24 protein-coding genes are annotated in these 23,706 nt (G+C 70.6%); 8 read left to right on the top strand and 16 right to left on the bottom strand.

Features of this window, described 5'->3' with window-relative positions; all coding sequences use genetic code 11:
- The first annotated feature begins 75 nt into the window (after positions 1-75).
- A complete protein-coding gene (locus JIG36_RS22985) occupies positions 76-678 on the top strand; it encodes a ribonuclease FAU-1 family protein (RefSeq protein ID WP_203378436.1) in 603 nt (200 codons plus the stop codon).
- Here the strand turns inward: JIG36_RS22985 and JIG36_RS52085 are convergent.
- The 4 genes from JIG36_RS52085 to JIG36_RS22965 form a co-directional block, all read right to left on the bottom strand.
- Entirely contained in the window at positions 656-784 is a 129-nt protein-coding gene (locus tag JIG36_RS52085; RefSeq protein WP_307872865.1) for a P-loop NTPase family protein, read from the bottom strand. The genes JIG36_RS22985 and JIG36_RS52085 overlap by 23 nt on opposite strands.
- A gap of 147 nt (positions 785-931) precedes the next feature.
- The gene (locus JIG36_RS22975) at positions 932-1,786 is read right to left on the bottom strand and encodes an aldo/keto reductase (RefSeq protein ID WP_203378434.1); all 855 of its coding nucleotides are present in this window, start codon (positions 1,784-1,786) and stop codon (positions 932-934) included.
- 22 nt (positions 1,787-1,808) lie between these two features.
- A complete protein-coding gene (locus JIG36_RS22970; protein ID WP_203378433.1) occupies positions 1,809-2,429 on the bottom strand; it encodes a carboxymuconolactone decarboxylase family protein in 621 nt (206 codons plus the stop codon).
- Positions 2,429-2,842 carry a (R)-mandelonitrile lyase gene (locus JIG36_RS22965; RefSeq protein WP_203378432.1) on the bottom strand — a complete coding sequence of 138 codons (414 nt, stop codon included), beginning with the start codon at positions 2,840-2,842 and terminating at the stop codon, positions 2,429-2,431. The genes JIG36_RS22970 and JIG36_RS22965 overlap by 1 nt, the downstream gene beginning before the upstream one ends.
- A gap of 132 nt (positions 2,843-2,974) precedes the next feature.
- On the opposite strand from JIG36_RS22965, the gene JIG36_RS22960 reads away from it, so the two are divergent.
- Complete coding sequence (locus tag JIG36_RS22960; RefSeq protein WP_203378431.1) at positions 2,975-3,844, top strand: helix-turn-helix transcriptional regulator; 870 nt, start codon at positions 2,975-2,977, stop codon at positions 3,842-3,844.
- Positions 3,845-3,916: 72 nt separating this feature from the next.
- Here the strand turns inward: JIG36_RS22960 and JIG36_RS22955 are convergent, their stop codons facing one another.
- From JIG36_RS22955 to JIG36_RS22945, 3 genes are all read right to left on the bottom strand, one after another.
- Complete coding sequence (locus JIG36_RS22955) at positions 3,917-5,287, bottom strand: glycoside hydrolase family 43 protein (protein ID WP_203378430.1); 1,371 nt, start codon at positions 5,285-5,287, stop codon at positions 3,917-3,919.
- Between the two features lie 49 nt (positions 5,288-5,336).
- Positions 5,337-6,200: a family 43 glycosylhydrolase gene (locus tag JIG36_RS22950; RefSeq protein WP_203378429.1), complete on the bottom strand. Its 864-nt coding sequence runs from the start codon at positions 6,198-6,200 to the stop codon at positions 5,337-5,339.
- Between the two features lie 404 nt (positions 6,201-6,604).
- Positions 6,605-7,744, bottom strand: a complete 1,140-nt coding sequence (locus JIG36_RS22945; protein WP_203378428.1) for an AI-2E family transporter — start codon at positions 7,742-7,744, stop codon at positions 6,605-6,607.
- Positions 7,745-7,805: 61 nt separating this feature from the next.
- On the opposite strand from JIG36_RS22945, the gene JIG36_RS22940 reads away from it, so the two are divergent.
- The 5 genes from JIG36_RS22940 to JIG36_RS22920 all read left to right on the top strand — a co-directional run bounded on the left by JIG36_RS22940 (position 7,806) and on the right by JIG36_RS22920 (position 14,838).
- Positions 7,806-8,084 carry a hypothetical protein gene (locus JIG36_RS22940; protein ID WP_203378427.1) on the top strand — a complete coding sequence of 93 codons (279 nt, stop codon included), beginning with the start codon at positions 7,806-7,808 and terminating at the stop codon, positions 8,082-8,084.
- Positions 8,085-8,144: 60 nt separating this feature from the next.
- Positions 8,145-8,930: a siderophore-interacting protein gene (locus JIG36_RS22935; RefSeq protein WP_203378426.1), complete on the top strand. Its 786-nt coding sequence runs from the start codon at positions 8,145-8,147 to the stop codon at positions 8,928-8,930.
- 162 nt (positions 8,931-9,092) lie between these two features.
- Positions 9,093-12,212 (top strand): ATP-binding protein, encoded by a 3,120-nt coding sequence (locus JIG36_RS52080; protein WP_236048093.1) that lies wholly within the window; start codon positions 9,093-9,095, stop codon positions 12,210-12,212.
- 170 nt (positions 12,213-12,382) lie between these two features.
- Positions 12,383-14,095 (top strand): excinuclease ABC subunit UvrA, encoded by a 1,713-nt coding sequence (locus JIG36_RS22925; protein WP_203378425.1) that lies wholly within the window; start codon positions 12,383-12,385, stop codon positions 14,093-14,095.
- Positions 14,062-14,838: an excinuclease ABC subunit UvrA gene (locus JIG36_RS22920; protein WP_203378424.1), complete on the top strand. Its 777-nt coding sequence runs from the start codon at positions 14,062-14,064 to the stop codon at positions 14,836-14,838. The genes JIG36_RS22925 and JIG36_RS22920 overlap by 34 nt, the downstream gene beginning before the upstream one ends.
- Here the strand turns inward: JIG36_RS22920 and JIG36_RS54130 are convergent.
- The 6 genes from JIG36_RS54130 to JIG36_RS53330 form a co-directional block, all read right to left on the bottom strand.
- A complete protein-coding gene (locus tag JIG36_RS54130; RefSeq protein WP_203378423.1) occupies positions 14,783-15,601 on the bottom strand; it encodes a CPBP family glutamic-type intramembrane protease in 819 nt (272 codons plus the stop codon). The genes JIG36_RS22920 and JIG36_RS54130 overlap by 56 nt on opposite strands.
- A gap of 29 nt (positions 15,602-15,630) precedes the next feature.
- Positions 15,631-16,353: a MerR family transcriptional regulator gene (locus tag JIG36_RS22910; protein ID WP_203378422.1), complete on the bottom strand. Its 723-nt coding sequence runs from the start codon at positions 16,351-16,353 to the stop codon at positions 15,631-15,633.
- A 156-nt stretch (positions 16,354-16,509) separates the two neighbouring features.
- Positions 16,510-17,736 (bottom strand): MFS transporter, encoded by a 1,227-nt coding sequence (locus JIG36_RS22905; RefSeq protein WP_203378421.1) that lies wholly within the window; start codon positions 17,734-17,736, stop codon positions 16,510-16,512.
- Between the two features lie 80 nt (positions 17,737-17,816).
- Positions 17,817-18,251, bottom strand: coding sequence for a hypothetical protein (locus JIG36_RS22900; protein WP_203378420.1), 435 nt, complete (start codon positions 18,249-18,251; stop codon positions 17,817-17,819).
- A 26-nt stretch (positions 18,252-18,277) separates the two neighbouring features.
- On the bottom strand, positions 18,278-19,105 hold the full coding sequence (locus JIG36_RS22895) for a hypothetical protein (protein ID WP_203378419.1): 828 nt from the start codon (positions 19,103-19,105) through the stop codon (positions 18,278-18,280).
- 44 nt (positions 19,106-19,149) lie between these two features.
- Positions 19,150-19,842 carry a DivIVA domain-containing protein gene (locus JIG36_RS53330; protein WP_203378418.1) on the bottom strand — a complete coding sequence of 231 codons (693 nt, stop codon included), beginning with the start codon at positions 19,840-19,842 and terminating at the stop codon, positions 19,150-19,152.
- A 122-nt stretch (positions 19,843-19,964) separates the two neighbouring features.
- Between JIG36_RS53330 and JIG36_RS22885 the strand changes: the two genes are divergently transcribed.
- On the top strand, positions 19,965-20,309 hold the full coding sequence (locus JIG36_RS22885) for an MmcQ/YjbR family DNA-binding protein (protein WP_203378417.1): 345 nt from the start codon (positions 19,965-19,967) through the stop codon (positions 20,307-20,309).
- Between the two features lie 27 nt (positions 20,310-20,336).
- Here the strand turns inward: JIG36_RS22885 and JIG36_RS22880 are convergent, their stop codons facing one another.
- From JIG36_RS22880 to JIG36_RS22870, 3 genes are read right to left on the bottom strand one after another with little or no spacing between them, the layout of a single operon-like run.
- Positions 20,337-21,119, bottom strand: coding sequence for an ABC transporter permease (locus JIG36_RS22880; RefSeq protein ID WP_203378416.1), 783 nt, complete (start codon positions 21,117-21,119; stop codon positions 20,337-20,339).
- Entirely contained in the window at positions 21,116-22,093 is a 978-nt protein-coding gene (locus JIG36_RS22875) for an ATP-binding cassette domain-containing protein (RefSeq protein WP_203378415.1), read from the bottom strand. The genes JIG36_RS22880 and JIG36_RS22875 overlap by 4 nt, the downstream gene beginning before the upstream one ends.
- Positions 22,094-22,150: 57 nt before the next feature.
- Entirely contained in the window at positions 22,151-23,587 is a 1,437-nt protein-coding gene (locus tag JIG36_RS22870) for an aldehyde dehydrogenase family protein (RefSeq protein WP_203378414.1), read from the bottom strand.
- Positions 23,588-23,706: the final 119 nt, after the last annotated feature.

Below are 23,706 nucleotides of genomic sequence, written 5' to 3'. Positions count from 1 at the left end.
AACCTGTACAGCAGGTGGGCAGGCGGTTCGCGGCACGACGATCCCCCTGTCCACGTGGCCGGATAGTGTCACTCCATGCCGTTCGCTTTCGGTCAGGTTGTTCTGCGCAGGTACTGGCGGGACGGGCAGAACACATTCGCCAAGCCGATGTTCGTGGTCGCCGACGACGAGGCGGGACTGCTGCTGTGGATGGCGGTGGGCACCGAGGTCGGCCAGCTGACTGAGAACGGGCAGACGTTGCACGACGTCGCGCTCGACCAGATGCGCGCGCCGCGACTCGTACGGCGGCCGTGGCGCGACTTCGACACACTCGTGCTGATGCCGCCCGGAGCCGCGTACTCGATCTGGTGGTTCTTCCGCGACGGCCTGTTCTCCGGCTGGTACGTGAACCTGGAGTCGCCCGCCACCCGCCGCGGCGATGGCGTCGACACGACCGACCACGTGCTCGATGTCGTGGTTCAACCGGATCGCCGGTGGGCGTGGAAGGACGAGGACGAGTTCGCGGCCAGAATCGGTCACCCGCAATACTTCGACCCCGCCTCCGCGGCCGAGATCCGGGCCGAGAGCGAGCGACTGATCGAGCTGGCCGAGGCCGGCGCGCATCCGTTCGACGGCACTCACATGGACTTCCGCCCCGACCCGGCATGGGACAAACTCACGCTTCCAGCAGCTCAATGAGGTAGAGGCAGCGGGTGGCGCGCGTCATCGCCACGTAGAGGTCACGCGGTTCGGCGAACCGATGCGGCGCAATCACGAGGACGGTGTCGATTTCCCGCCCGCGCACGTCCGAGACCGAAACGACAGGGCGGCCAGTCCCGTTTGCGGGGGGCTGGCGCCGATGGATTGTGGCCGGCCGGAGGCTGTTCACCTCCCGGTCGGTCGCCGAGCGCCGCACCGATGCGGTGCTTGGCGAAGCGCTGCGACGGTGTCGCTACTTACCGCTGTATACCGGGAACTGGCTGTGCTGACCGTAGTCGCGGGCGTGCAGGTCGCGCAGCAGGTTCATGTCGTCGGCGGAGATCACGGTGTCGACCTGGGCGTTGCTGCGCATGTGCTCAACGTTCGCGGTCTTGGGCAGGGACACAGTGCCCAGCTGCAGGGTGTAGCGGATGCACAGCTGCGGAACGGTCACGCCATATCGTTCGGCCATCGCCGTCACGTCCGGGTTTTTCAGGATCTCGCCGTGTGCGATGGGCGAGTACGCCTCGACAAGGATGCCCTTGTCCTGGCAGTAGGCGATCAGCTCGGTCGGGGTGTTGCCGGCGTGCACGAGCAACTGGTTCACATGCGGCGTGACCGAGCCGGCCTCGAGGATGTTCTCGAGGTCGTGCTGCTGGAAGTTGGAGACGCCGATGGCGCGCAGCTTGCCGGCCTTGTGGGCGTCTTCGAGGGCGCGCCAAGCTTCGCGGTTGCCGTCGGCGTAGTCACCGCCGCGGAAGTCGTTCCACGGCTGCGGGCTGTGGATCAGCATCAGGTCGATGTGGTCGAGCCCGAGCGTGGTCAGGGAGCCGTCGATCGCGGCGGCCGCGTCCTTGTAGTTCTTGATCTCGGCGGCCAGTTTTGTGGAGACGAAGATCTGGTCGCGGGGCACGCTGCTGGTGCGGACCCCTTCGCCGACGCCACGCTCGTTGCTGTAGGCCTGGGCAGTGTCGATGTTGCGGTAGCCGATCGCGATCGCGTCGCGGACGGCCTGGGCGGCCTTGTCGTCGTCGATGAACCAGGTGCCCAGGCCCAGCTTGGGGATCTGCACGCCGGTGGACAGGGTGTACGTCTCGTTCAGGATCATGTGAATGCCTTCTTCGACGGTGTCAGCGGCCGGTCAGGACCTGGTTGAGGAGCTCCGCGGTCCGGCCGTTGTGCTCCGGCAGGCCGGTGACGAGTTCCCGGAGCTGGGCTCCGGTCAGGCCGGTGTTCAGGGCGATGCGGAAGTGTGATTGCAGCTGGCTGTCGAGCCCTTCGAGGCCGGCCAGGGCGGCGACGGTGGCGATCTCGCGGCTCTGCCAGTCGAGGTTGTCGCGGCTGAAGATGTCGCCGAACAGGTGGGTCTTGAGGAACCGGTCGATGGCGGGAGCGAAGTCGAACAGCGGCCCGGAGACTGGCGCGCCGGACAGCTGCGTCTGGTTGGCGGTGCCGACCTCGAGCATGTCCGTGCCGGCGGGCAACGATTTCGGTTCGTCGCCGGCCGGGTCGGTGTGGCCGTCGGCACGGCGTTGTTCGAGCAGTGCCATAAAGGTGCCGAGGGCGTTGAGGCTGCGCGGGAAGCCGGCGTAGGCGTACATCTGCACCAAGATCTCTTTGACCTGGTTGACGCTCAGTCCGGCGTCCAGGCCGTCGCCGAGGGCGTCACGCAGCTGCGGGATCCGGCCGGTCGCGGTGAAGGCGGCGATGGCGGCGGTCGCCCGTTGTTGCTGGTTCAGTGTGCCGGTCATCATCGGTCCTGTTTGTCGGCCTGCTCGTACTGCTCGTCGGTGACCGGTTCGAGCCAGGTGGTGGGGTCGCCGCCGTCGGGCTTGGCCTCGAGCAGGGCGAGGTGGCCCATGAAGGTGTCGGCGGCGGCGCCGTGCCAGTGCTCCTCGTCGGGCGGGCAGACGACGGTTTCACCGGCGCGGATGCGCAGCACCTGGCCGTCGCGGGTGCCGACCAGTCCGACGCCCTCGGTGACGTGCAGGGTCTGCCCGACGGCGTGCGAGTGCCAGTTGGTGCGGGCGCCGGGCGTGAAGCGGACCAGGGCGGCGGTCATCCGCGACGGGCCGGTGCCGGAGTAGATCGGGGTCATGTAGACGTCGCCGGTGAACGCCTGCGCAGGCGTCTTGACGGTCGGGCGTACGGGCAGCAGTTCCACGGATGCTCCTTCGATGTGGTGCGGGTTACGTTCTCCATGGAACCCCGGGGCCAGTGGCCGGTGGGAGGGCTTGGCTTAGCAGGTAATGACAGAACCCCTCTGCCAAACGCCGGGCCCCGTACCGTGGCGGACATGGACACCCAGGGCGACGTACGCGAATTCCTGGCCAGCCGGCGCGCCAAGATCACACCCGAGCAGGCCGGCCTCCCGAACTTCGGCGGCACCCGCCGCGTCGCTGGGCTACGGCGGGCCGAGGTCGCGATGCTCGCCGGCGTCAGCCCCGACTACTACACCCGCCTCGAACGCGGCAACCTCACCGGAGTCTCCGACAGCGTGCTCGACGCCATCGCCCGCGCCCTGCAACTCGACGACGCCGAACGCTCCCACCTGCACGATCTGGCCCGCGCCGCCAACACCAGCCCACGGGCCCGGCGACGCCCCACCAAACAGCAGGTCCGGCCCGGAGTGCGAAGCCTGCTCGACGCCATGACCGAGGCACCCGCCTTCATCCGCAACGGCCGCCTCGACATCCTCGCGATCAACCCACTCGGGCAGGCCCTCTACTCACCCGCGTTCACCACCACGGCCCGGCCCGTCAACCTGGCCCGGTTCTGCTTCCTCGACCCGGCCGCCCAGGAGCTCTACCCGGACTGGGGCGCCGCGGCGGACACGACCGTCAACCTGCTGCGCACCGAAGCCGGTCGCGACCCGTACAACAAAGACCTCACCGATCTCGTCGGCGAGCTCGCCACCCGCAGCGACGACTTCCGCACCCGCTGGGCCGCGCACAACGTGCGCCTGCACCACACCGGCGTCAAACACTTCCAGCACCCCGTCGTCGGCCGGCTCGAGCTCGCCTTCGAAGCCATGCCCCTGCCCGCCGACCCCGGCCTCACCCTGACCGCCTACAGCGCCGAAGCCGGCACCCCCGCTCACGACACGCTGCGACTACTGGCCAGCTGGGCCGCCACCACAGTCCCGGCCACGCCGGTCGACCGGTAAGCACCCCAGTAGCAGCGGCGGCGGGAGGAAACAGCACCGGTGGGAGGAACGGTCGCGTAAAAGTGAGGGCGGTCAGTAGCCGACGCGGAAGGTGGCGTCCTGCTTGTCGGTGGTGGCGGAACTGCTGGTGATCGGGTCGATGCGCAGCACGTAGCCGGAGTGGCGCAGGTAGCGGTCCGGGAAGTTGTACGAACGGAAGGACGTCCACGAGGCATCGGCGAAACCGGCCGCCTGGTAGAACGTGGCGTCGGCGCGGAACGTGGCCGTGCCGTCGTTCGGGGCCAGCACCATCGCGTAGTTGGAATGACGCAGGTAGCGGTCGGGGAAGTTGACCGAACGGAACGAGACGCCCGACGAGTCGGCCAGACCGGGGACCAAAGTCCACAGCTGGTCCTGGTACGGATCGAAGGGGTAGACGTCGATGCGGGCCACGTTGTTCGCGTGCCGAACGTAGCGGTCGGGGAAGTTGTACGACTTGATGCGGCGCCACGCGGGGGTTCCGAACTGGGCGGTCAGGCCGGACAGCTCGGCGGCGGTGATCGGGGTGATGCCCAGGTGCTTGGAGTTGAGCGGCTGGGTGTAGGCGCGGTCGTTCAGCAACGACCAGGAGCCGCCGGCCACATTCGTGCTCTGCCAGCAGAAGAAGCGGCCGTTCGGGCTCCACGTGTCGCCCCACATGTGCCAGGTGTTCGCCGTGTTCGACTTGACGATCTGCGGCGCCTCGACGCCGCGGCCGGGACCGATGGCGCTCGTGTACACGCTGAAGCTGCCGGGATTGAACGAACTCGAGCGGGTGCCCAGCAGCGTGCTGTTCGTGTTGTTCTTGTAGTACATGTAGTTCACCCCGCTCACCGTCACGAAGTTGCCGTCGATCGCGTCGTAGCCGGGGTCGAAGAACACCTGGCCGGTCGTCGCGGTCACGAAATCGGTGGTGTAGCTGACCATCAGCACGTTGTGGCCACCGACGACGGCCGAGTAGACGACCGCGTACTGGTTGCGGGCCGCGTCCCAGACCGCTTCGGGCGCCCAGGCGTGTGTGGCCAGCGAGTGCACCTTCAACAAGCGGTAATTGCGGAACGTACGCAGGTCGGCCGAGTCCCAGACGTGCAGGTACTGGCTCTGGTACGCCCAGTCGGTGCCGTTCAGATCGGTGGCCAGCACCACGAACGTGCCGTCCTGTTTGCGCAGGATGAACGGGTCGCGCAGACCGCCGCTGCCCTGATTGGGGTCGGCGACGGGGTTGTTCTGGTTGAGCGGCGTCCAGTTGAGGCCGTCGGAACTGACCGCCAGGTGCAGGTTGTAGCTGGCGGCCGCCATGGTCGGTGACTCGGTGAAGTAGGCCATCGCGTAACCGGTGTAGGTGGCGGCCTGCGCGGCGCCGGGACGCAGCAGCGCTCCGACACCAGCCGCGCCGGCTGCGGTGAGCAGGGTTCGACGTTTCATGAGGGGGCTCCTAGCAAGGGACGGCGAGAGAAAACGCGGGGGCGGGTTCCTACTTGGGAATGGCGGTGCCGTGCCGGCAACCGGAACAGGCGACCGGGCTCAGGCCGGTCCAGGTGTTGAGGTTGGAACTGGTCGCGGTGTAGATGCCTTGGCCGGTGCTGTAACGGTCGACGTAGATGCGCCACGTGCCGTCGTCCAGCCGGACCAGCGACGGCCCCTCATAGCCGGAGGACCACAGGCGGCCGCGGTTGATCCAGCCCTCGGTCAGGTTGGCCGTCGTGGTCCAGTGCTCGATGTACTTGCCGGTCTCGTCCTTGGTGAACGCGTGCCAGGTGCTGCCGGACTTCACGACGTACGTGTCGATGTGGTTCGTCCCCAGCCCCCACATCTGCTGCGGGCCGCTCCAGGACGTGAGTGCGGTGTTCTGCGCCGTATAGACGTACGGACGGAAGCAGTTGGAGCACGTGGTGGCGGCGACGCTCGTGATGATGCGGACCGTGCTGCCTTCGACATAGAACTCGGGCGCCCAGGTGAAGCGGGTGTTCGCGATGCCGGACGGGATGCTCGCGATGTTCGTCCAGGTGGTCAGGTTCGTGCTGCTGGCGACGTTGAAGTACGTCGAGTTGGTCGTCCAGGACTGCACGGTGTACGCGATGTAGTAGCGGCCGTTGTGTTTGAGGATGCTCGGGTCGCGCAGGACGCCGGTCGGGCCGTGGAAGTTCGTGTCGGCCAGGACGCTGTAGCTGGTGCCGCCGTTGGTCGACTGGTAGAGCCAGAGTTCCTCGTCGGCTTGGGCGTCGCCTTTGAACGTGGCGTAGACGAGCGTGGTGGCGGCATGGGCCGGGGCCGGGACGGTGAGCACGGCGACCGCACCGAGGAGGGCGGCCAGCCAGCGGGAGAGACGAGTCTTCATCGCGCTCCAAATTTGTGATCGTTAACATTTTGAACCGTAAGGCAGCTACGCGGTTCAAGCGGGGATGGGAACGAAGTTTCTGAATGATTGCGTTAACGTTGACAGGCTGTCAAGGCGTCAAGGCTTCCGTACGGCGTGAGGCACCGCGCGACGCGTAAGGCACGGCGCGACGCGACGCGTACGGCGCGGCACTACGTGTACGGCGTAAGGCACGGCGCGACGCGTACGGCGTAAGGCGCGGCACTACGCGTACGGCATGCGGCGCTCGCGTACGGGTCGGGGCGCACAGGTACGACGCGCGGCGCAACGCTCCGGCCAGCCGGGCGACATGACCGTACGCGCGGGAAGGCTGCGCACGACAAAGGGGCACGACGCGCGTCGTGCCCCTTCGGGAGGAGTGGCCCTCAGACCATGCTCGGCTCGCCGTCCTCCGGCCCGGGCTCGGGTGGGATCTCCGGCTCCGGATCGGGTTCCGGCTCGGCATCGGTCAGCTGTTCGCGCACGTAGTTGTAGAACACCGACACCAGCGCCGCCACCGGCACCGCCAGCAGGCTGCCCACGATCCCGGCCAGCCCGCCACCGAGGGTCACCGCCAGCAGAACGACCGCCGCGTGCAGGCCCAGGCCCCGGCTCTGGATCATCGGCTGGAAGACGTTCCCCTCCAGCTGCTGCACCGCGATGATGATGGCCAGCACGATCAGCGCGTCGACCCACCCCTGCGTCACCAACGCGATCAGCACGGCCACGAACCCCGCGAACAGCGCACCCACGATCGGGATGAACGCGGTGATGAACGTCAGCACGGCCAGCGGCAGCACCAGCGGCACGCCGACGATCCACAGGCCGAGGCCGATGAAGACCGCGTCGAGCAGGCCGACGAACGCCTGCGAACGGACGAACGCGCCGAGCGTGTCCCAGCTGCGGTTGAACACCGTCGGCACGTCGACCGCGAGCCGGCCGGGCAGCTGACGGGACAGCCAGGGCAGGAAACGCGGCCCGTCCTTGAGGAAGAAGAACATCAGGAACAGCGCCAGTACGGTCGTGACCACGCCGCTGACCACGGTGTTGAGGCCGGTCAGGGTGTAGTTGACGATGCTGCTGGCCCGGCTCTGCAGTTCGGCCACGACCGTGTCGAGGGTCTGGCTGATGTCGTCGTCGCCGAAGTTGAGCGGCGGGCCGGACGCCCATTCGCGCACCTGCTGGATACCGTTGACCACTCCGTCGGCGAGTTCACCCGACTGGTTCGCCACCGGCACCACGATGACCACGACGACGCCCGCCATCAGCACCAGGAACAGCACCGTGACGACGCCGGCGGCCAGGGCCGGTTTCCAGTTCCACCGGTAGCGCAGGAAACGGGCCACCGGCCAGGTCAGCGTCGTGAGCAGCAGCGCGATCACGAGCGGCCAGATCACCGACCAGGCCCGGCCCATCATCCACAGCACCACGTACGCCAGCAGCAGCACGATCAGCGTCTGGGCCGAGAACACGGCCGTGGTGCGTAACGCGGACTTTGTCTTGTCCGCATTCAGAGAGGCAGGCATGCCGATCACCATAGAGAGGCAGGCCCGCCGCCGCTGGACTACACCCCCAGGATCACGCGAGTTGGGACGCGACCGTGTCCGTACGCCCACGTTCGAGAAGCACGTGGTCGAGAAGCACGTGGTCGAGAAGCACGTGGCCGAGAAGCACGTGGCCGAGAAGCACGTGGCCGAGAAGCACGTGGCCGAGAAGCGCGCGGCCGAGAAGCGCGCGGCCGAGAAGCGCGCGGCCGAGAAGCGCGCGGTGTCGGTCCACTTCGGGGCCGCGACCAGAGCGTGGTCTCCAACGCGACCGGTGCCCGCGCAGTCGGCCGTCGACCCGCAGACCCACCCCGGCTCGTGAGACAGGTGAGCCTAACCTAACCCTCGTACGCATCGGTAGCCGAGATCCACGAGGAGCGCGATGACCGACTTCGTTCGCCGCCCGATGCACGCCACCGTCACCCGAGTGCGCGATCTGAGCGCTCACCTGCGCCGGGTGACGCTCACCGGCGATCAGGTCGACCGGTTCGAATACCTCGCGCCCGACCACCTCGTGCGCATCTTCCTGCCGCGCGACGGCGTGCTCGAACTGCCCGATTCCGAGCAGTGGTGGCCGGCGCTGCAGGCCATTCCGGAGCAGCGGCGGCCGTTCTGCCGCAACTACACCGTGCGGCGCATCGACCATGAGCGCCGCGAACTGGACATCGACTTCGTGTTGCACGGTGACGGCGGGCCGGCTTCGGCGTGGGCGTTGACGGTGGCACCGGGCGACCGGATCGGCGTGCTCAGTGACGGCGCCGACTACGCGCCGCCGGCCGACACGACCTGGCAGCTGCTGGTGGCCGACGAGACCGGGCTGCCCGCGATCACCGCCGCCCTCGAGGCGTTGCCGGCCGGGATGCCGGCGATCGCACTGCTCGAGGTGGACTCCCCCGCCGACGAGATCCCGGTGCGTGTTCCCGAGGGCGCGACGCTCACCTGGCTGCACCGCGCGGGCACCGCCCCGGGCACGAGCGATGTCGTCCTCCGTACGGCGAAGGAACTTGATCTGCCCGACGGAACGCCGTACGCCTTCGTCGCCGGCGAGTCGGGCATGGTCACCACCGTGCGGCGTCACCTGTGCCGGGACCGCGGCGTCGACAAGGACCGCGTCTACTTCTGCGGCTACTGGAAGCTGGCCACCTCGCTCATGGAAACGAGCAGTTAGCTCACGAAGCTGCACGGCTCGCCCAGAAACGAGCAGCTGGAGCCGGAAACTGCGCGGCTCGCTCAGGAACGAGCATGCGACACGGGCGAGGAAACGAGCGGCCAGGCAAACGGGACGCTGGCCGCCTCGCTCACGGGGATGACGACCTAGAACAATGGGCCCATGCCGTACGGGGTCCTGGGTCCGACGCTGGCCGGCCGGTCCGCGGTGACCGGCGGTGCGCGGCAGCGTGCGTTGCTTGCGCGTCTGCTGCTCGACGCCGGCCGCACAGTTCCCCTCCCCCGGCTCATCGACGATGTCTACGGTGACGATCCGCCGGCCGGCGTGGTCAACGCGGTGCAGTCCGGCGTCTCGCGGTTGCGGCGTGACATTCCCATCTCGTACGACGGTTCCGGGTACCGCCTTGACGTCGAGCCGGACGAGGTCGACGTGCATCGGTTCGTCCGTCTCGCCGTGGCCGGTCGCGAGGCGTTACGTCAGCGGGACTACGAAACGGCGAGTGCGCACCTGAGCGAGGCGCTCGATCTGTGGCGGGGTGAGGCGCTGGCCGATGTCCGTTCGGCGCCGTTCGCGGCCGAGGCGGCGTCCCGGCTCGAGGAGTCGCGGCGGCAGGCCGTGGAGGACCGCGTCGAGGCCGGCCTGGCCCTGCGCCCGTCCGGCGACGCCGTCGACGAACTGCGCGCGCTGCTCGCCGCCGCCCCGCTGCGCGAACACGCATGGGCACTGCTCATGCGCGCACTCGCCGCCGGTGGCCGGCCCGCCGAGGCGCTGGCCGTGTTCGACCAGGCCCGGCAGATCCTGGCCGAGGAACTGGGCACTGACCCGTCCCCCGAACTGAGCGCCGTGCACACTTCCGTGCTGCGCGGCGGCGGCCCGGCCACGCCCAAACACCGTCTGCCCGCGCAGCTGAGCAGCTTTGTCGGCCGCGATGACGACCTCGACCGGGTCGCGCGTTCGCTGCGCACGGCCCGGCTGGTGACGTTGCTCGGCCCCGGCGGCGCGGGCAAGACCCGCCTGTCGCTGGAGGTGGCCGCGCGGCACACTGGCGCCGAGGCGTGCCTGGTGGAGCTGGCCGGGGCCGGGCCGGACGACGTTCCCCGGGCCGTGTCCGACGCGCTCGGTCTGCGCGAAACGGGTCTGCGTGACCGGCGCAGCGACGGCCCTGACACGGTCGAGCGGCTGCTGGCCGCGCTGTCCACCCGGGACGTGCTGCTCGTGCTGGACAACTGCGAACACGTCATCGCCGCCGCGGCCGCCCTCGCCGCCCGGCTGCTCGCCGGATGCGCGAATCTGCGCGTTCTGGCCACGAGCCGCGAGCCGTTGGGCGTCACCGGCGAGGTGCGGTTGCCGGTTCCGGGGCTTCCCACCGATGTGGCCGTACGGCTTTTCGCCGATCGCGCGGCCGAGGTGGCACCCGGCTTCACGCTCGATGCGAGCACCGAGCCGGCCGTGCGCGCCATCGTGCGTACGTTGGACGGGTTGCCCCTGGCCGTCGAACTGGCCGCGGCCCGGTTGCCGGTGCTGCCCGTCGACGAACTGGCCCGCCGCGTGGAAGACCGGTTCCGCGTGCTCTCCCGTGGCAGCAGCACCGCCGCCGAACGTCATCGCACGCTGCGCAACGTCGTCGCGTGGAGCTGGGATCTGCTCACCGAACCGGAACGCGCCCTGGCCCGGCGCTTCACGGTGTTCCGGGGCAGCGGCGGCCTCGACGCGATCGAGCAGGTGTGCGGGCTCGGCGCCGACACGCTGGACGTGCTCGACGACCTGGTCGGCAAGTCCCTGATCGAACGCGACGGCGCCCGCTACCGCATGTTGTCCACGATCCGCGCGTTCTGCGCCGAGCAGCTGAGCGAAAGCACCACCTCCGCGCACCTGAGCGAACACACCACCTCCGCGCACCTGAGCGAACACACCACCTCCGCGCACCTGAGCGAACACACCACCTCCGCGCACCTGAGCGAACACACCACCTCCGCGCACCTGAGCGACACGAACACCACCACGCCGCCAAACGAGCGCAACACCACCGCGCGACCGCGCGAAACCGGCAGCAACGCGCAACTGAGCGAACGCAACGCCACCGCGCAACCGACCGGGACCGACATCAACGCGCAACTGAGCGCGAGTGAAAGCGACACCATCGTGCGCGCGCACGCCGCGTACTTCCTGTCGTTCGCGCAGACCGCCGACGCCCACCTGCGCACATCCGGACAGCTCGAGTGGCTCGACCGCCTCGACGCCGACCGCGACAACCTGCACGCCGCCCTGCGACACGGCCCGCCCGAGGTGGGTTTGCGGCTGGTGGCGGCGCTGTCGTTCTACTGGTGGCTGCGCGGCGCGCGCGGCGAGGCCTCAGCACTGGCCCGCGAACTGCTCGGCCGCGTCGGGCTGGCCGCGCCCGCCGGTCTGGCCGAGGAGTACGTGCTGTGCACGATCAACGCCGGTCTGACCGGTCCGGCCGTTCCGGGCGCGCATCCGGCGCTCTATCTGTCCACCCTGGAGCGTCCGCCCACCCAGCCGTTCCTGCTCTATCTGTCGGCCATCGCCGCCGGGCCGCCGGCCGAGTTCCAGGACCACCTGATCGAGGTGCAGGACGCCCTGATGGCCCGGTTGAAGGGCTCGCCGTGGGCCGAGGCCCTGGCCGGGATCGGCGGCGGCTGGCTGGCCCTGTTCGACGGGCATCCCGAGCGGTCGACACCGGAGTTCGAGAAGGCCCTGGCCGGTTTCCGGGCGCTGGGCGAGCGCTGGGGCATGATGCTGGCCCTGTCCGGCCTGGCCGAGATGGCCGTCTTCCGGGGCGATCACGCCGCCGCCCGCGCACCCATGGACGAGGCGCTGCGCCTGGCCGCCGAACTGCGCTCCCAGGTCGACCTGGCCGACCTGCTGCGCTCCCGGGGCGAGGCCCGCATGCTCAGCGGCGACCACGCGGGCGCGGCCGACGACTTCGCCCACGCTCTGCGGCTGGCGGCCGAGTGCGGCGCACCCGAACTCACCGCGGCGACCCGCCTGGCCGAGGGCAAACTGGCCCTGCGCGCCGGCGACCCGCAACGGGCGTACGAGCTGTGCCTGACCGCCCTGGACGAATGCCCGTCGGGCTATTACACGGCCGAGGGCACCCGCCTGACGATCTATCTCGCGCTGGGCCGGGTCGCCGAGGCCCGCAACGACCCGCAGGAGGCCGCCGCCTGGTACCGCCGGGTCACCCCCGACGTCGGAGGCCCGGACGGCGCCAACGCCGTGGCCGAGGCCACAAAAGCGCTGGCGGCCCTCGGCATGAACTAGAGACCCGCCCAACGCCATGACCGCAAAACGCCAGCCCCGGCACGAATCAAAGACCCGCCCGAACGCCATAACCGCAAAACGCCAGCCCCGGCACGAGTCAGAGACCCGCCCGAACGCCATGACCGAGGCACAACAACGCTGGCGGCCTCGGCATGGGTTAGAACTGAATCATGAAGCTGCCGCCCCTGCCGGACACCCTGCCCCGCGCGATCGAAGCCCGCGGCGTACGGCACAACACGCTGCGCGACCTCGACGTCGACGTCCCCCTGTGGCGGACCGTGGTCATCGCGGGCGTGTCCGGCTCGGGCAAGACCTCCCTGGCCATGGGCACGCTCTATGCCGAGGGGCTGCACCGGTTCCTCGAAGGGCTCAGCACCTACAGCCGGCGGCGGCTCACCCAGGCCCAGCGGCCCGACGCCGACCGCATCGACCACCTTCCGCCCGCCCTCGCGCTGCGGCAACGCCCGCCCGTGCCGGGGCCGCGCAGCACCGTCGGCACCATGAGCGAAGTGCTCAACGTGCTGCGGCTGACGATGTCGCGGCTCGGCACGCACCGTTGCCCCAACGGGCACGACGTGCCGCCCTCGATCGAGACCCAGGCCATGGAGATCCAGTGCCCGACCTGCGGCGTACGGTTCGAGGCCCCGGGCGCCGAGTCGTTCGCGTTCAACTCGTACGGGGCCTGTCCACGCTGCACCGGCATCGGCACGGTCTTCGAGGTCGACCCGGCCACGCTCGTCCCCGACCCCGGCAAGACGATCGCCGAGGGCGCCGTGCTGCCGTGGAACGTGGGCGGCCGGCGCCTCAGCATGTTCGCTGCGGGTGAGCTCGGTGTGCGGCTCGATGTCCCGTACGGGAAGCTCTCGCGCACGGAGAAGGAGCTCGTCATGACCGGCGAGCCAGTGAAGCAGGAAGTGACCGTCTCGGGCCGCGACGGGCGGCCGGTGCGGCTCAACGTGACGTTCGACAACGCGGTCACCGCCGCGCAGAAGTCGGACAACAGCAAATACCTGAACTCGCACACCTGCCCGGTCTGCCACGGCACCCGGCTGCGCCCGGAGGCCCTGACCTCACGGCTCGACGGCCGGAACCTGGCCGAGATCAGCGCGCTCGACCTCGACGCGATCGCCGGGTTCGTGGCCTCGCTGGCGCCGCTGATGCCCTCGTCGCTCGAGCGGCTGACCGCCGGGCTGACCCGCGAGCTGGAGACGGCGGTCCGGCCGCTGCTCGACCTCGGCCTCGGCTATCTGAGCCTGGACCGGGCCGGCGCCACCCTGTCGACCGGCGAACGGCAGCGCATCGAACTCACCTCGACCGTGCGGTCCGCCACCACCGGCATGCTCTATGTGCTCGACGAACCCTCGGTCGGCCTGCATCCGGGCAACGTCGAGGGGCTGCGCAAGACGATCGGGGCGCTCGCCGGCAACGGCAACTCGGTGGTGATCGTCGAGCACGACCTCGACGTCATCCGCACGGCCGACTGGATCATCGAGATGGGACCGGGCGCGGGCCGGCTGGGCGGCACGGTCGTCGCGACCGGCGCACCGTCGGCCCTCATGCGGGACAAGAAGTCGATCATCGGGCCGTTCCTGGCCGGCCGGGCCGCGGTGACCCGTCCCCCGCGCGGCGCTTCCGAGGCGTCGCTGACGCTCACCGTGAAGCGGCTCTACAACCTGCGCGACGTCACGGCCGGTTTCCCGATCAACCGGCTGACCGGGTGGCCGGTCCGTCCGGGGCGGGCAAGACCGCGCTCGTGCTCGACAGCCTGGTTCCGGCGGCCCGGGCGCGGCTGGCCGGCGACCCGCTGCCCACCCACGTACGGAAGTTCGATCTGGGACCGCTGCGACAGGTGGTGGAGATCGACGCCACGCCGATCGGCCTGAACGCCCGCTCGACGCCCTCCACGTACACGGGTGCCTTCGACGCCGTCCGCGCCCACTTCGCCGCCGCCTCGGGCCGATCGGCCGGGCACTTCTCCTTCAACACCAAGGACGGCCAGTGCCCGACCTGCAAGGGGCTCGGCTCGATCGACCTGGACGTGCAGTATCTGCCCGACATCAACGTGCAGTGCCCGACGTGTCAGGGGGCGAGATTCAACGACGACACCCTTTCCGTACGGGTGGACGACCGCACCATCGCCGAGGTGCTCGACCTGACTGTCCGTGAGGCCCTGGAGCTCTACGCGGAGGTACCCGCCATCGCCCGGCCGCTGCGGCCGATCGTCGACGTCGGACTCGGCTACCTGCGCCTGGGCGAGCCCACCCCGTCGCTGTCCGGTGGCGAGTCCCAGCGCCTGCGCATCGCCGCCCGCCTGCGCAGCAGCCAGCGCGACGTGCTCTACGTGCTCGACGAGCCGTCCACCGGGCTGCATCCGGTCGACATCCGTACGCTGGTCGGCGTCTTCGACCGCCTGCTCGACGACGGCGCCACGATCGTCGTGATCGACCACGACCTCGACGTGCTGGCCTGCGCCGACCACGTCATCGACATGGGCCCGACCGGCGGCCCCGACGGCGGCCGGATCGTCGCCCGGGGCACGCCGGCCGAGGTGGCGGCCGACCCGCACAGCGTCACCGGGCCATACTTGGCTCGCTCCGGCTCGACCGGCCCGGCCGCGCTCGCGTGAGAATGGCCGCCGTCCCCACCGCGAGCGCGGCGCCGATCCCGGCGATGAGCAGGTCCTCGGCCGGGCTCAACCACATCGAGTCGCGGAGTAGGCCCAGCGTGGCGGTCGGCATCGCCCCGGCCAGGACCGCCGGCCAGATGCTGCCCCAGCGGACGACGAACGCGCTGAGCAGGATGCTGTTCGGCACCAGCGAGGCGGACCAGATGACCGCGCGCTGCCACGACATGTCCCCCAGCATCGCCGACACCGCATAGACCGGCGCCTGCACCACGGCCCAACCGGCGGCCACGGTGAGCGAGCTGCGCCAGAATGCCCACGGCGCCAGCGCGCGCTGCAGGAAGCCGCGCCATCCGACCTCCTCCACGAAGGTGCTCACGGTGGACAGCACGAGCGCGATCGGCAGGGTCGTCGCGATCGAGAGCATCACGTCGGCCGGCCACAGCGTCGCCAGCCCCGCGAGATGAGCCAGGACGGCCGCGGCCACCGAGACGACGAACGCGATGAGCAGGCCGCCGATCGCCCCGTCGGCCAGCGCGCGCCGGTTCGGGGGCCGCAGCGCCCACCAGAATTCGACCCCGCCCGCCAGTCCCATGCCCCGCACGATCAGCAGCGAGACGGTCGCGGGCACCAGCGGCGCGACGAACGGGAACCACGCCCCGGCCGGCTCGCGCGCGAACAGGAACACCGCGTTGACCAGCGTGACGACCGCGAACGTCACCGCGACGAACCAGGCCCCGGCCCGGAACTGACGAGAATCGATCACCTGCACAAGCGGCGATGCTACGGCCCTTCTCACAGTGACTCGGCCAGCCGGGCCAGGAACTCGCGTTGAGCGTCGTTGAAGACCGTTTCCTGGTACGCCGTGAGGAGCGCCCCGGTCCCGGTATCTACCTCGGTCCACCCGTCGTAGCTCAGCCCGCCCAGCGCGGCGCGGTAGTCGGCCACCAGCCGGTCGACCTCCTCGCCTTCCGTGTGCGGGCCGAGCGCGGCGAACCGGGCGGTCAGGGCGGTGACGGTCGCCATCATCTCCGGCCCGGTGACCTGGGTGAGCAGCCCGGCCAGCGCGGCCCGCCCATCCGGGTCGAGGCGGTGATGCAGCAGCAGGGTCATCTCCCGGTCGTGCCGGAGCAACTCCGCCGGCAGCTCCGACCGGTCGTTCTCCAGCAGCTCGGCCAGTTCGGGCGGCGTGTCCGGGCTGGCCCCGGCCGCCCGCAGCCGGGCGATCACCGCGCGGCGGGCGGTGAGCCGTTCGATCTGCGCGGCCAGTTCCCGGTCGAGGTCGTCGAGCACCGCGTCGGCCCGGCCGCCGGTCGCCAGCATCGGCGGAATCTCCTCGAGCGCGATGCCGAGCTCGGCCAGCCGCCGGATCCGCAGGAGCAGCACCAGGTCGTTCACCGTGTATTCGCGGTAGCCGTTGGCCCGCCGCGCCGGTTCGGGCAGCACCCCGACCTGGTGGTAGTGCCGCAGGGTGCGGACGCTGACCCCGGCCATGCGGGCGATCTCGCCGCTGTTCATCCACGCCTCCCCGTTCCGGTCAGCCTACGAGCCCGATTTCGTACGGGGGCTGGGGCGCCCAAGCACATCGCACCCGCTCGCGCCACGCCCGCTCACGCCGTACTGGCTCGCACCGCGCCGTTCCCGCTCGCACCGCGCCGCTCACGTCGCGCCCGCTCACGCCGCTTCGGCGAGCTCGTGCGCGGGCGCCGGCCGGGGTTCGAGGTCGCGCAGGCCGCGCGCGACCAACGCGACGACGCCCGTGACGAGCCAGACCACCGCGAGGACGACCGCCCCCGTACGAGCTCCGGAACCGTCGACCAGCAGCGCGGCGCCGCCCATACCGAGCGCCGGGGCGACGGTCAGCAGCGAGTTCTGCAGCCCCATCACCCGCCCGCGCAGGGCTTCCGGGATCCGCTCGACCATGAGCACCCCCATCAGGCTGCCGAACAGCCCGTTGCCCAGCCCGACGAGCACCGCGGCGCCGAGCACGAGCCACGGGGAGGCCAGCGTGGACATGGCACCGAACCCGGCGATCGTGATCAGCATCCCGGTGCGGAACCAGGTCCGCCGCCGCCCGCGACCGCCCGCCGCGGCGTACGTGCCACCGCCGATCAGCAGCCCGACGGCGAGCGCGCTGAGCACCAGTCCGAGCATCGCGGGCCGCTCCTGCAGGGTGAAATACACCGGCAGGACCAGCGCCTGGAAACCGGCCAGCACCACGACCAGGCCCACGCTGAGCAGCGTGGTCATCAGCAGGAAGGGCGACCGGATCAGCGTCTGCCAGCCGTCACGCAGCACCACCCGGCGAGGGCCCGCAGCGGCGGCCGGAATCGCGCCCGCCGCCCGCGGGATCAGCAACGTGACCGTGGCGGCCGCAGCCGAGGCCGCGGCGGTCACCCACAGCACCGTGACGCCGTCGAACACCGCGATCAGGGCCGCCCCGGCCGCCGGCCCGACGAGCATCACCACCGCGCCGAGCGCCTCCCGCAGGCCCAGCAGCCGCTCGGCGCCCATCCGCCCCGACCGGACCACACCCGGGATCATCGCCTCGCGCGCGGTCAGCCCCGGCACGTCACCGAACGACCCGATCACCGCGAACAGCACGAACCATCCCAGCGCCAGCCCCACGGTGGCATCGACCAGCGGCAGCGCGGCAACCGAGAGCGCCGACACCACATCGGTGAGCACCGAGGCCGTACGGCGGTTGATCCGGTCGATCACCACCCCCATGACCAGCCCCGCAACCGCCGCGGGCAGAGCCGACGCCACCGCAACGGCACCGGTGGCGAGCACACTGCCGGTGGTCTGCAACACCAGCAGAGGCAACACCACCCCGGCGATCGAGTTGCCCAGCATCGACAGAACGTAGGAGGCCAGATAGGCCGACGACACGCGGTTCATGCCCCCATGCCAAACCATGACGTCGCGTCGGGGTCAAGCCAACCTCAGACCACGCCCCCGCTGGACGCTCTCCGCCACCCTCAGCTCGGCGCCGCGGGATCGGTGGGGTGCGGGACGACGTCGGTCAGGATGACGTCCAGCGCCCAGCCGTCGGTGTCGGCCCAGGCGGGATCGCAGTCGGCGCGCGGGAAGCCGGGGCTCGCGGCGTTGACGTGGCCCGGACCCTCCTCGGCCTCGATCGTCACCCACCGGCCGTCGGTCAGGGTGAAGGTGTACTGGCCGAAAGGGCGTGTGTCGACCTCGGTGAGGGCGCCGAAATGCGAGTGGTGGACGGATTCCACCGTCGCCAGCCAGTAGTTCCAGTGGTGGGTGGGGGTGCCGACGCTGTTCGCGAGCATCACGTCGTAGCCCGGCGGCGGCAGATCCCGGAGGAACGCGAAGGTGCCGCGGTCACCGACCTTCAACGACTGGTCGAGGTTGTACCAACCGGGACTCCACCGCGCGCGAACCGTCACGCCTGCACTGTAGGTCGGAACGGACGTCAGCCGTTGCGGTGGTGCTTCTGGACGAACGTGTAGCCGGGCTCGAGCGGGCCGATGTCTTGGAACTGGGACGCCTGGTGGTAGAGGTCGAGCTGCCTCTGGGTGGGCTGGGCGCCGCGCGGGAGTTTGCGTATGAAGCCGGTCACCCAGTGCTCGCCGCGGTGGGACTCGGTCGGGATGGGCTCGACCATGGGGGCGTAGAACACCATGTCGGCCGTCGCCTGGCCGTCGAGCGGCGGGTAGGACGGGTGGCCGGCCGAGTCGACGCTGCCGGTCACGCGGGTCAGGAAGCCCTCGCGGATCAGCTGGTCGATCGCGTTGCGCAGCAGGAAAGCACCCTTCTGGCCGCGCCCCAGGCCGGCCCGTCTGGCGAGCAGTTCCTCGGTGAGCACGGCGCTGCCGTCGTCGAAGACCCGACCGAGCTTGCGTACGGCGTGCAGGACCTGCGAGCGGTTCGACTTGTCGGCGCGCGAGTCGCGGGTCACGACCTTCGGGTCGTACTCGTGCCAGTATTCGACGCCGTCGACCGTCAGTGGCTCCTCGAGCAGTGCCGTGCGAATGACCGCCTCGTTCTTGCGGGCGTGCCACTCGACGGTGACGAACGTGCCCGGCGGGATGTCGGCGGGCCAGGTCAGGCCGTCGAACTGCCACTCCACGTCTTGCCGGAGGTCGCAGTCGAACTCCGCGCGGGTCGCCGCGCCGCCCTGCGGCCGATGCTCGATCACCACCCGGGCGCGCTGCTCGGCCTCGCACTCCTCGGGGGCCGCGCACACGCCGGCCTCGAGGTCGGAACGCCACAGCGCGAGCCGGCGGCTCACCGTCTTCATGGACTGGAAGATACCTGGTGAACCGCCGGGATCACGGCACGTGATCAGTCGAGTTCGCGGCCCGAGGCGCTGTCGAGCTCCTGCAGCTGACGCTGGACGTGGTCGCCCAGGGCCTGCTGGTAGGTCTGGGCCAGCCGGCCCAGCTTGTCGATCTCGTCGAGGGCCGCGTTACGCCGGTCGACCAGGCCGTTCATGGCCTCGGTGTGCTTGCGGCGGGCGTCGCTCTCGATCGTGCTGGCGGTCAGCTGGGCGTCGCTGGTGATCTTGTCGGATTCCGACTGGGCGCCCTCTATCAACGTCTCGGCCTCGGCCCGCGCGTCACGCATGTGGTCGTCGGCCGTGCGGCGGGCCATCATCAGCACCGGCGAGTCGGCCGCGTCGGACGCGGGCGGCGGAGGCGCCGAGGGCGTCTCGCGGCGGGCCCGGTCGAGCTGGGTCTGCATGCTGCGGGCGTTCTGCTCGGCCCGGGCCCGCGCCTCCTGGAGCCGGCCCAGCTGGGCGGTCAGGTCGGACAGCTCGGCCTCGAGGGCCCGGTTGCCCGGCCCGGACGCGGCCGGCCCGGCCGGACCGGGACGCTGCGCCTGGTCCTGAAGGGCACGGTTCTCCTCGAGGAGGCGGATCAGCTCCTGCTCGACCTCGTCCAGGAACGCGTCGACGTCTTCCTCGTCGTACCCGCGTTTGCCGATCGCCGGCTTCTTGAAAGCCACGTTGTGAACGTCGGCTGGCGTTAGCGGCATCGTGCTCCTCGACTCCCCTGCTGTTACAACTGTGCCGCCGCATACTACGCACAGATCCTTCGGATCCGCCTCTCGTGGCATAGAGTCGGTCGCCGAGCTGACAGGTGCGGGAGGGTTCTGCGGTGGCCGACGCCGACGACGTACGCCGATTGGCCCTGGCCCTGCCCGACGTGGTCGAGATCGACAGCGACGGCTTCGACTTCCGGGTCGGCAACCGGGGCTTCGTCTGGTCATATCCGCAGCGTGAGACCGGTAAGCCGCGGGTCATCCGGGTCGACATCGCGGTCCTCTACGTCGGCGACGAGGCCGAGAAACAGGCTCTCGTCCTCGGCGAACCCGACCTGTTCTTCGCGCCCCCGTCGTACGAGGGTCTACCGCTGGTGATGTGCCGGCTGCCCGAAGTGACCGTGGCGCGTCTCGAAGAGCTCATCACCGACGCCTGGACCATGCGCCGACCGGCCGAATAGTTCGCACCTGCGGACCAGCGGGGGCGATCATCGGCCCAGCATCCGGTAACGCCGCACCGCGAGCGGGGCGAAGATCACGATGAGCGCGACCGGCCAGGCCACGGCCAGCAGCACAGCGTGTTCGGCCGGCCACGCGTCGCCGCCGAGGCCGGGGTTGCCGAACAGTTCGCGGGCGGCGGCGACGGTGGCCGAGATCGGGTTCCACTGCGAGATCGCGCCCAGCCAGGCCGGCATCTGCTCGGGGGCGACGAACACGTTGGAGAGCGCGGTCAGCGGGAACGCCAGCGGGAACACGATGAGACTGACCGTGTCGGGGTTGGGCACGACGCTGCCCAGATACATGCCGACCCAGGTCAGGGCCAGGCGCAGCAGCAGGATCAGGCCGATCGCGGCCAGGGCGGGAGCCAGGCCCCGGTTCGCCTGCCAGCCGACGAGCAGGCCGCAGACCAGCAGCACGGCCATTTCGATCAGGGCCCGTACGAGGTCGGCGGCGCTCCGGCCCACCATGAGCGCGGAGCGTGCGGTCGGCATCGAGCGGAACCGGTCGACCACACCGCGGTTGATGTCGAGCGAGATGGCCGTGGCGGTCGCGCCCAGCCCGTACAGCTGGGTCATGACGAACACGCCGGGGAGCAGAAACTCGCGGTAGCTGTCGCCGCCGACGGCCATGCCGCTGCCGAACACATAGCCGAAGACGAGCACGAACATGATGGGCAGGGAGAAATAGAGGATGATCTGTTCGGGTTCGCGCACGACGTGCCGCAGGTAGCGGCCGGTCATGGTCCAGCCGTCGGCCAGGGCGCTGGTCATCGGGTCTCCTCCGGGGAAAGCGGGGCAAGAGCGGCAGCGGCGTGGCCGGTGAGGCGCAGGAACGCCTCGTCCAGGGTCGGGCGGCGGATGCCCAGGTCGTCAACGGCGATCCCGGCGTCCCGCAACGCCCGGGCCGTCTCGACCAGGGCGTCCACCCGGTCGGTGACCGGCACCCGCAGGCGGCGGGTGTCCGGGTCGGTGTCGGCCTCGGCGCCGGCGACGCGGCTCAGCAGGGCAGCGGTGTCGACCAGGCGGTCGGCGTCGCGCACCACCACCTCGAGCCGGTCGGCGCCGATCTCGGCCTTGAGCTCGTCGGGGGTGCCCTCGGCGACGACCCGTCCGGTGTCGACCACGCTGATCCGGTCGGCCAGCTGGTCCGCCTCGTCCAGATACTGCGTGGTCAGCAGCACCGTGGTGCCGTCGGCGACGAGCTTGCGGACGGTGTCCCAGACCTGGTTGCGGCTGCGCGGGTCGAGCCCGGTGGTCGGTTCGTCGAGGAACAGCACCCGTGGCGCCCGGATCAGGCTGGCCGCGAGGTCGAGGCGGCGCTGCATGCCGCCGGAATACTCGGAGGCGGAACGGTCAGCCGCGCCGGTCAGGTCGAACTGCTCCAGCAACTCGTCGGCGCGGGCCCGGGCGGCCCGGCGGCCCAGGTGGTGCAGGCGCCCGAACAGCACCAGGTTCTGCCGCCCGCTGAGCGAGCCGTCGACGGCCGAGTACTGCCCGGTCAGGGCGATGCGTTCACGCACCAGCCGAGGTTCGCGGGCGACGTCGGCCCCGGCCACCACGACCCGTCCGGCGTCAAAGCTGAGCAGGGTCGCGAGGATGCGTACGGCGGTGGTCTTGCCCGCGCCGTTGGGCCCGAGCAGCCCGCACACGGTTCCCGCGGGCACGTTCAACCGGAACCCGTCGAGCGCGGCGACGCCCTTGTAGGTCTTGCGCAGCCCTTCGGCCACGATGGCGGTATCGGTCATGGCCGTAGCGTCGCGCCGGCCGCTGACGAGCCACGCACGAGCCGCTGACGACGGCCGTCAGCCGATGATCACCGTCTGGAGCTCGGTGAACGCCTCCATCGGGTGGCTGCCGCCGACCCGGCCCAGGCCGCTGTCCGAACCCGAGCGCCCGCCGAACGGCAGGTGGCTCTCCCAGTAGTTCGACGACTCGTTGACGTTGACCCAGCCCGTACGGACGGCATCGGCGAAGTCGAGCCCCTGCCGCAGGTCGCGGGTGTAGATCGCGGCCAGCAGCCCGTAGCGGGAGGCGTTGGTGAGCTCGATCGCCTCGTCCAGGGAGCCGATGCCGACGATCGGCGCGACCGGCCCGAACGTCTCCTCGACGGCGACCAGGGCATCGGCCGGAACGCCGTCGAGCACGGTCGGCTGCCAGTACAGGTCCGTCTGGAACGACTTGTCGCGGGCGCCGCCGGTCAGGATCACCGCGCCCCGGCTCACGGCGTCGGCGACGTGCTCGTCCATCTTGGCCGCGACCCCGGCGTTGTTGAGCGGCCCCATCGTGGTCGCGTCGTCGAGCGGGTCGCCGAGCCGGATCCTGTCCTCGACCGCGGCGACGAGCCGGGCCGCGAACTCCGCCCGTACGTCGTGGTGGACCAGCAGCCGCTCCCCCGCCGTGCAGCTCTGCCCGGCGCAGAGGAAGCAGGCGGTCAGCGTGCCCTCGACCGCACGGTCGAGGTCGGCGTCGGGCATGACCACGACCGGTCCGTTGCCGCCCATCTCCAGCAGCGTGGCCTTGCCCGAGGCCGCGTTGGCGACCAGCCGGCCGGTCGCGGTCGAGCCGATGAACGCCACCGCGTCGGTGCCCGGGTTGCGCGCGATCTCGTCGCCCACCACCGGCCCCGGCCCGGTCACGAGGTTGAACACCCCGGGGGGCAGGTCGGCGTCGGCGATGCACCCGGCGAGGTCGACCGCCGCGACCGACGTGGACGGCGCGGGTGTCCACACCACCGTGTTGCCCGAAGCCAGGGCGGGCGCGATCAGCTCGGCCGGCATCGTGTAGGGCCAGTTCCACGGCGTGATCACGCCGACCACGCCACGCGGGCGGCGGATCAGCAGGGCCCGCTTGCCCCGCGACGACGAGTTCGGCAGGTGGCCGCCGAGCCGCTTGCCGTCCTCGGCCGCCATCCGCCAGTACGTGACGAGCTCGTCCACCTCGTCGTAGGCCTCCGCCCACAGCGGCTTGCCCTGGTCGAGGGTGAGGATGCGGGCCAGGTCGTCGCGGCGCGACTCGATCACGTCGCCGACCCGGTGCATCAGCGCCGCCCGTTCGAACGCGGACAGCCGGGCCCAGCCCGGCGCGGCTTCCCGGGCCGCCGCGATCGCCGCCCGGGCGTCGTCGCGGTCGCCTTCCGCCACCTGGCCCAGTGTCTGGCCCGTGGACGGGCTGGTGGCGGTGGTGGTCTGCTGCGAGCGCGCGGGCACCCAGGCCCCGCCGACGAACATGCGATGGTCCACCGGGCCAGGCTATCGGCGGTCATCACACGGTGATAGGTGCGAACTGGGCTGTAACCGTTTCCGGCCGGGGCGTCGTACCGTACTTCGACAGCCTTCGATCCGGGCCGCACCGGGCTTCG

Origin of the sequence: Paractinoplanes ovalisporus (assembly GCF_016834655.1) — a bacterium.
In the GTDB taxonomy this organism is placed as follows: Bacteria; Actinomycetota; Actinomycetes; order Mycobacteriales; family Micromonosporaceae; genus Actinoplanes; species Actinoplanes ovalisporus.
This window is presented reverse-complemented; position numbering and strand designations above follow the sequence as displayed.

Coding starts and splice junctions, on each gene's coding strand:
- JIG36_RS22970 (WP_203378433.1), bottom strand. CDS start 2,429: ATGACCGGCACACTGAACCAGCAACAACGGGCGACCGCCGCCATCGCC.
- JIG36_RS22895 (WP_203378419.1), bottom strand. CDS start 19,105: ATGAAGACGGTGAGCCGCCGGCTCGCGCTGTGGCGTTCCGACCTCGAG.
- JIG36_RS22880 (WP_203378416.1), bottom strand. CDS start 21,119: ATGACCAGCGCCCTGGCCGACGGCTGGACCATGACCGGCCGCTACCTG.
- JIG36_RS22945 (WP_203378428.1), bottom strand. CDS start 7,744: ATGCCTGCCTCTCTGAATGCGGACAAGACAAAGTCCGCGTTACGCACC.
- JIG36_RS22950 (WP_203378429.1), bottom strand. CDS start 6,200: ATGAAGACTCGTCTCTCCCGCTGGCTGGCCGCCCTCCTCGGTGCGGTC.
- JIG36_RS22925 (WP_203378425.1), top strand. CDS start 12,383: ATGAAGCTGCCGCCCCTGCCGGACACCCTGCCCCGCGCGATCGAAGCC.
- JIG36_RS53330 (WP_203378418.1), bottom strand. CDS start 19,842: ATGCCGCTAACGCCAGCCGACGTTCACAACGTGGCTTTCAAGAAGCCG.
- JIG36_RS52080 (WP_236048093.1), top strand. CDS start 9,093: ATGCCGTACGGGGTCCTGGGTCCGACGCTGGCCGGCCGGTCCGCGGTG.
- JIG36_RS22910 (WP_203378422.1), bottom strand. CDS start 16,353: ATGAACAGCGGCGAGATCGCCCGCATGGCCGGGGTCAGCGTCCGCACC.
- JIG36_RS22905 (WP_203378421.1), bottom strand. CDS start 17,736: ATGAACCGCGTGTCGTCGGCCTATCTGGCCTCCTACGTTCTGTCGATG.
- JIG36_RS22875 (WP_203378415.1), bottom strand. CDS start 22,093: ATGACCGATACCGCCATCGTGGCCGAAGGGCTGCGCAAGACCTACAAG.
- JIG36_RS22960 (WP_203378431.1), top strand. CDS start 2,975: ATGGACACCCAGGGCGACGTACGCGAATTCCTGGCCAGCCGGCGCGCC.
- JIG36_RS22985 (WP_203378436.1), top strand. CDS start 76: ATGCCGTTCGCTTTCGGTCAGGTTGTTCTGCGCAGGTACTGGCGGGAC.
- JIG36_RS22975 (WP_203378434.1), bottom strand. CDS start 1,786: ATGATCCTGAACGAGACGTACACCCTGTCCACCGGCGTGCAGATCCCC.
- JIG36_RS22935 (WP_203378426.1), top strand. CDS start 8,145: ATGACCGACTTCGTTCGCCGCCCGATGCACGCCACCGTCACCCGAGTG.
- JIG36_RS22955 (WP_203378430.1), bottom strand. CDS start 5,287: ATGAAACGTCGAACCCTGCTCACCGCAGCCGGCGCGGCTGGTGTCGGA.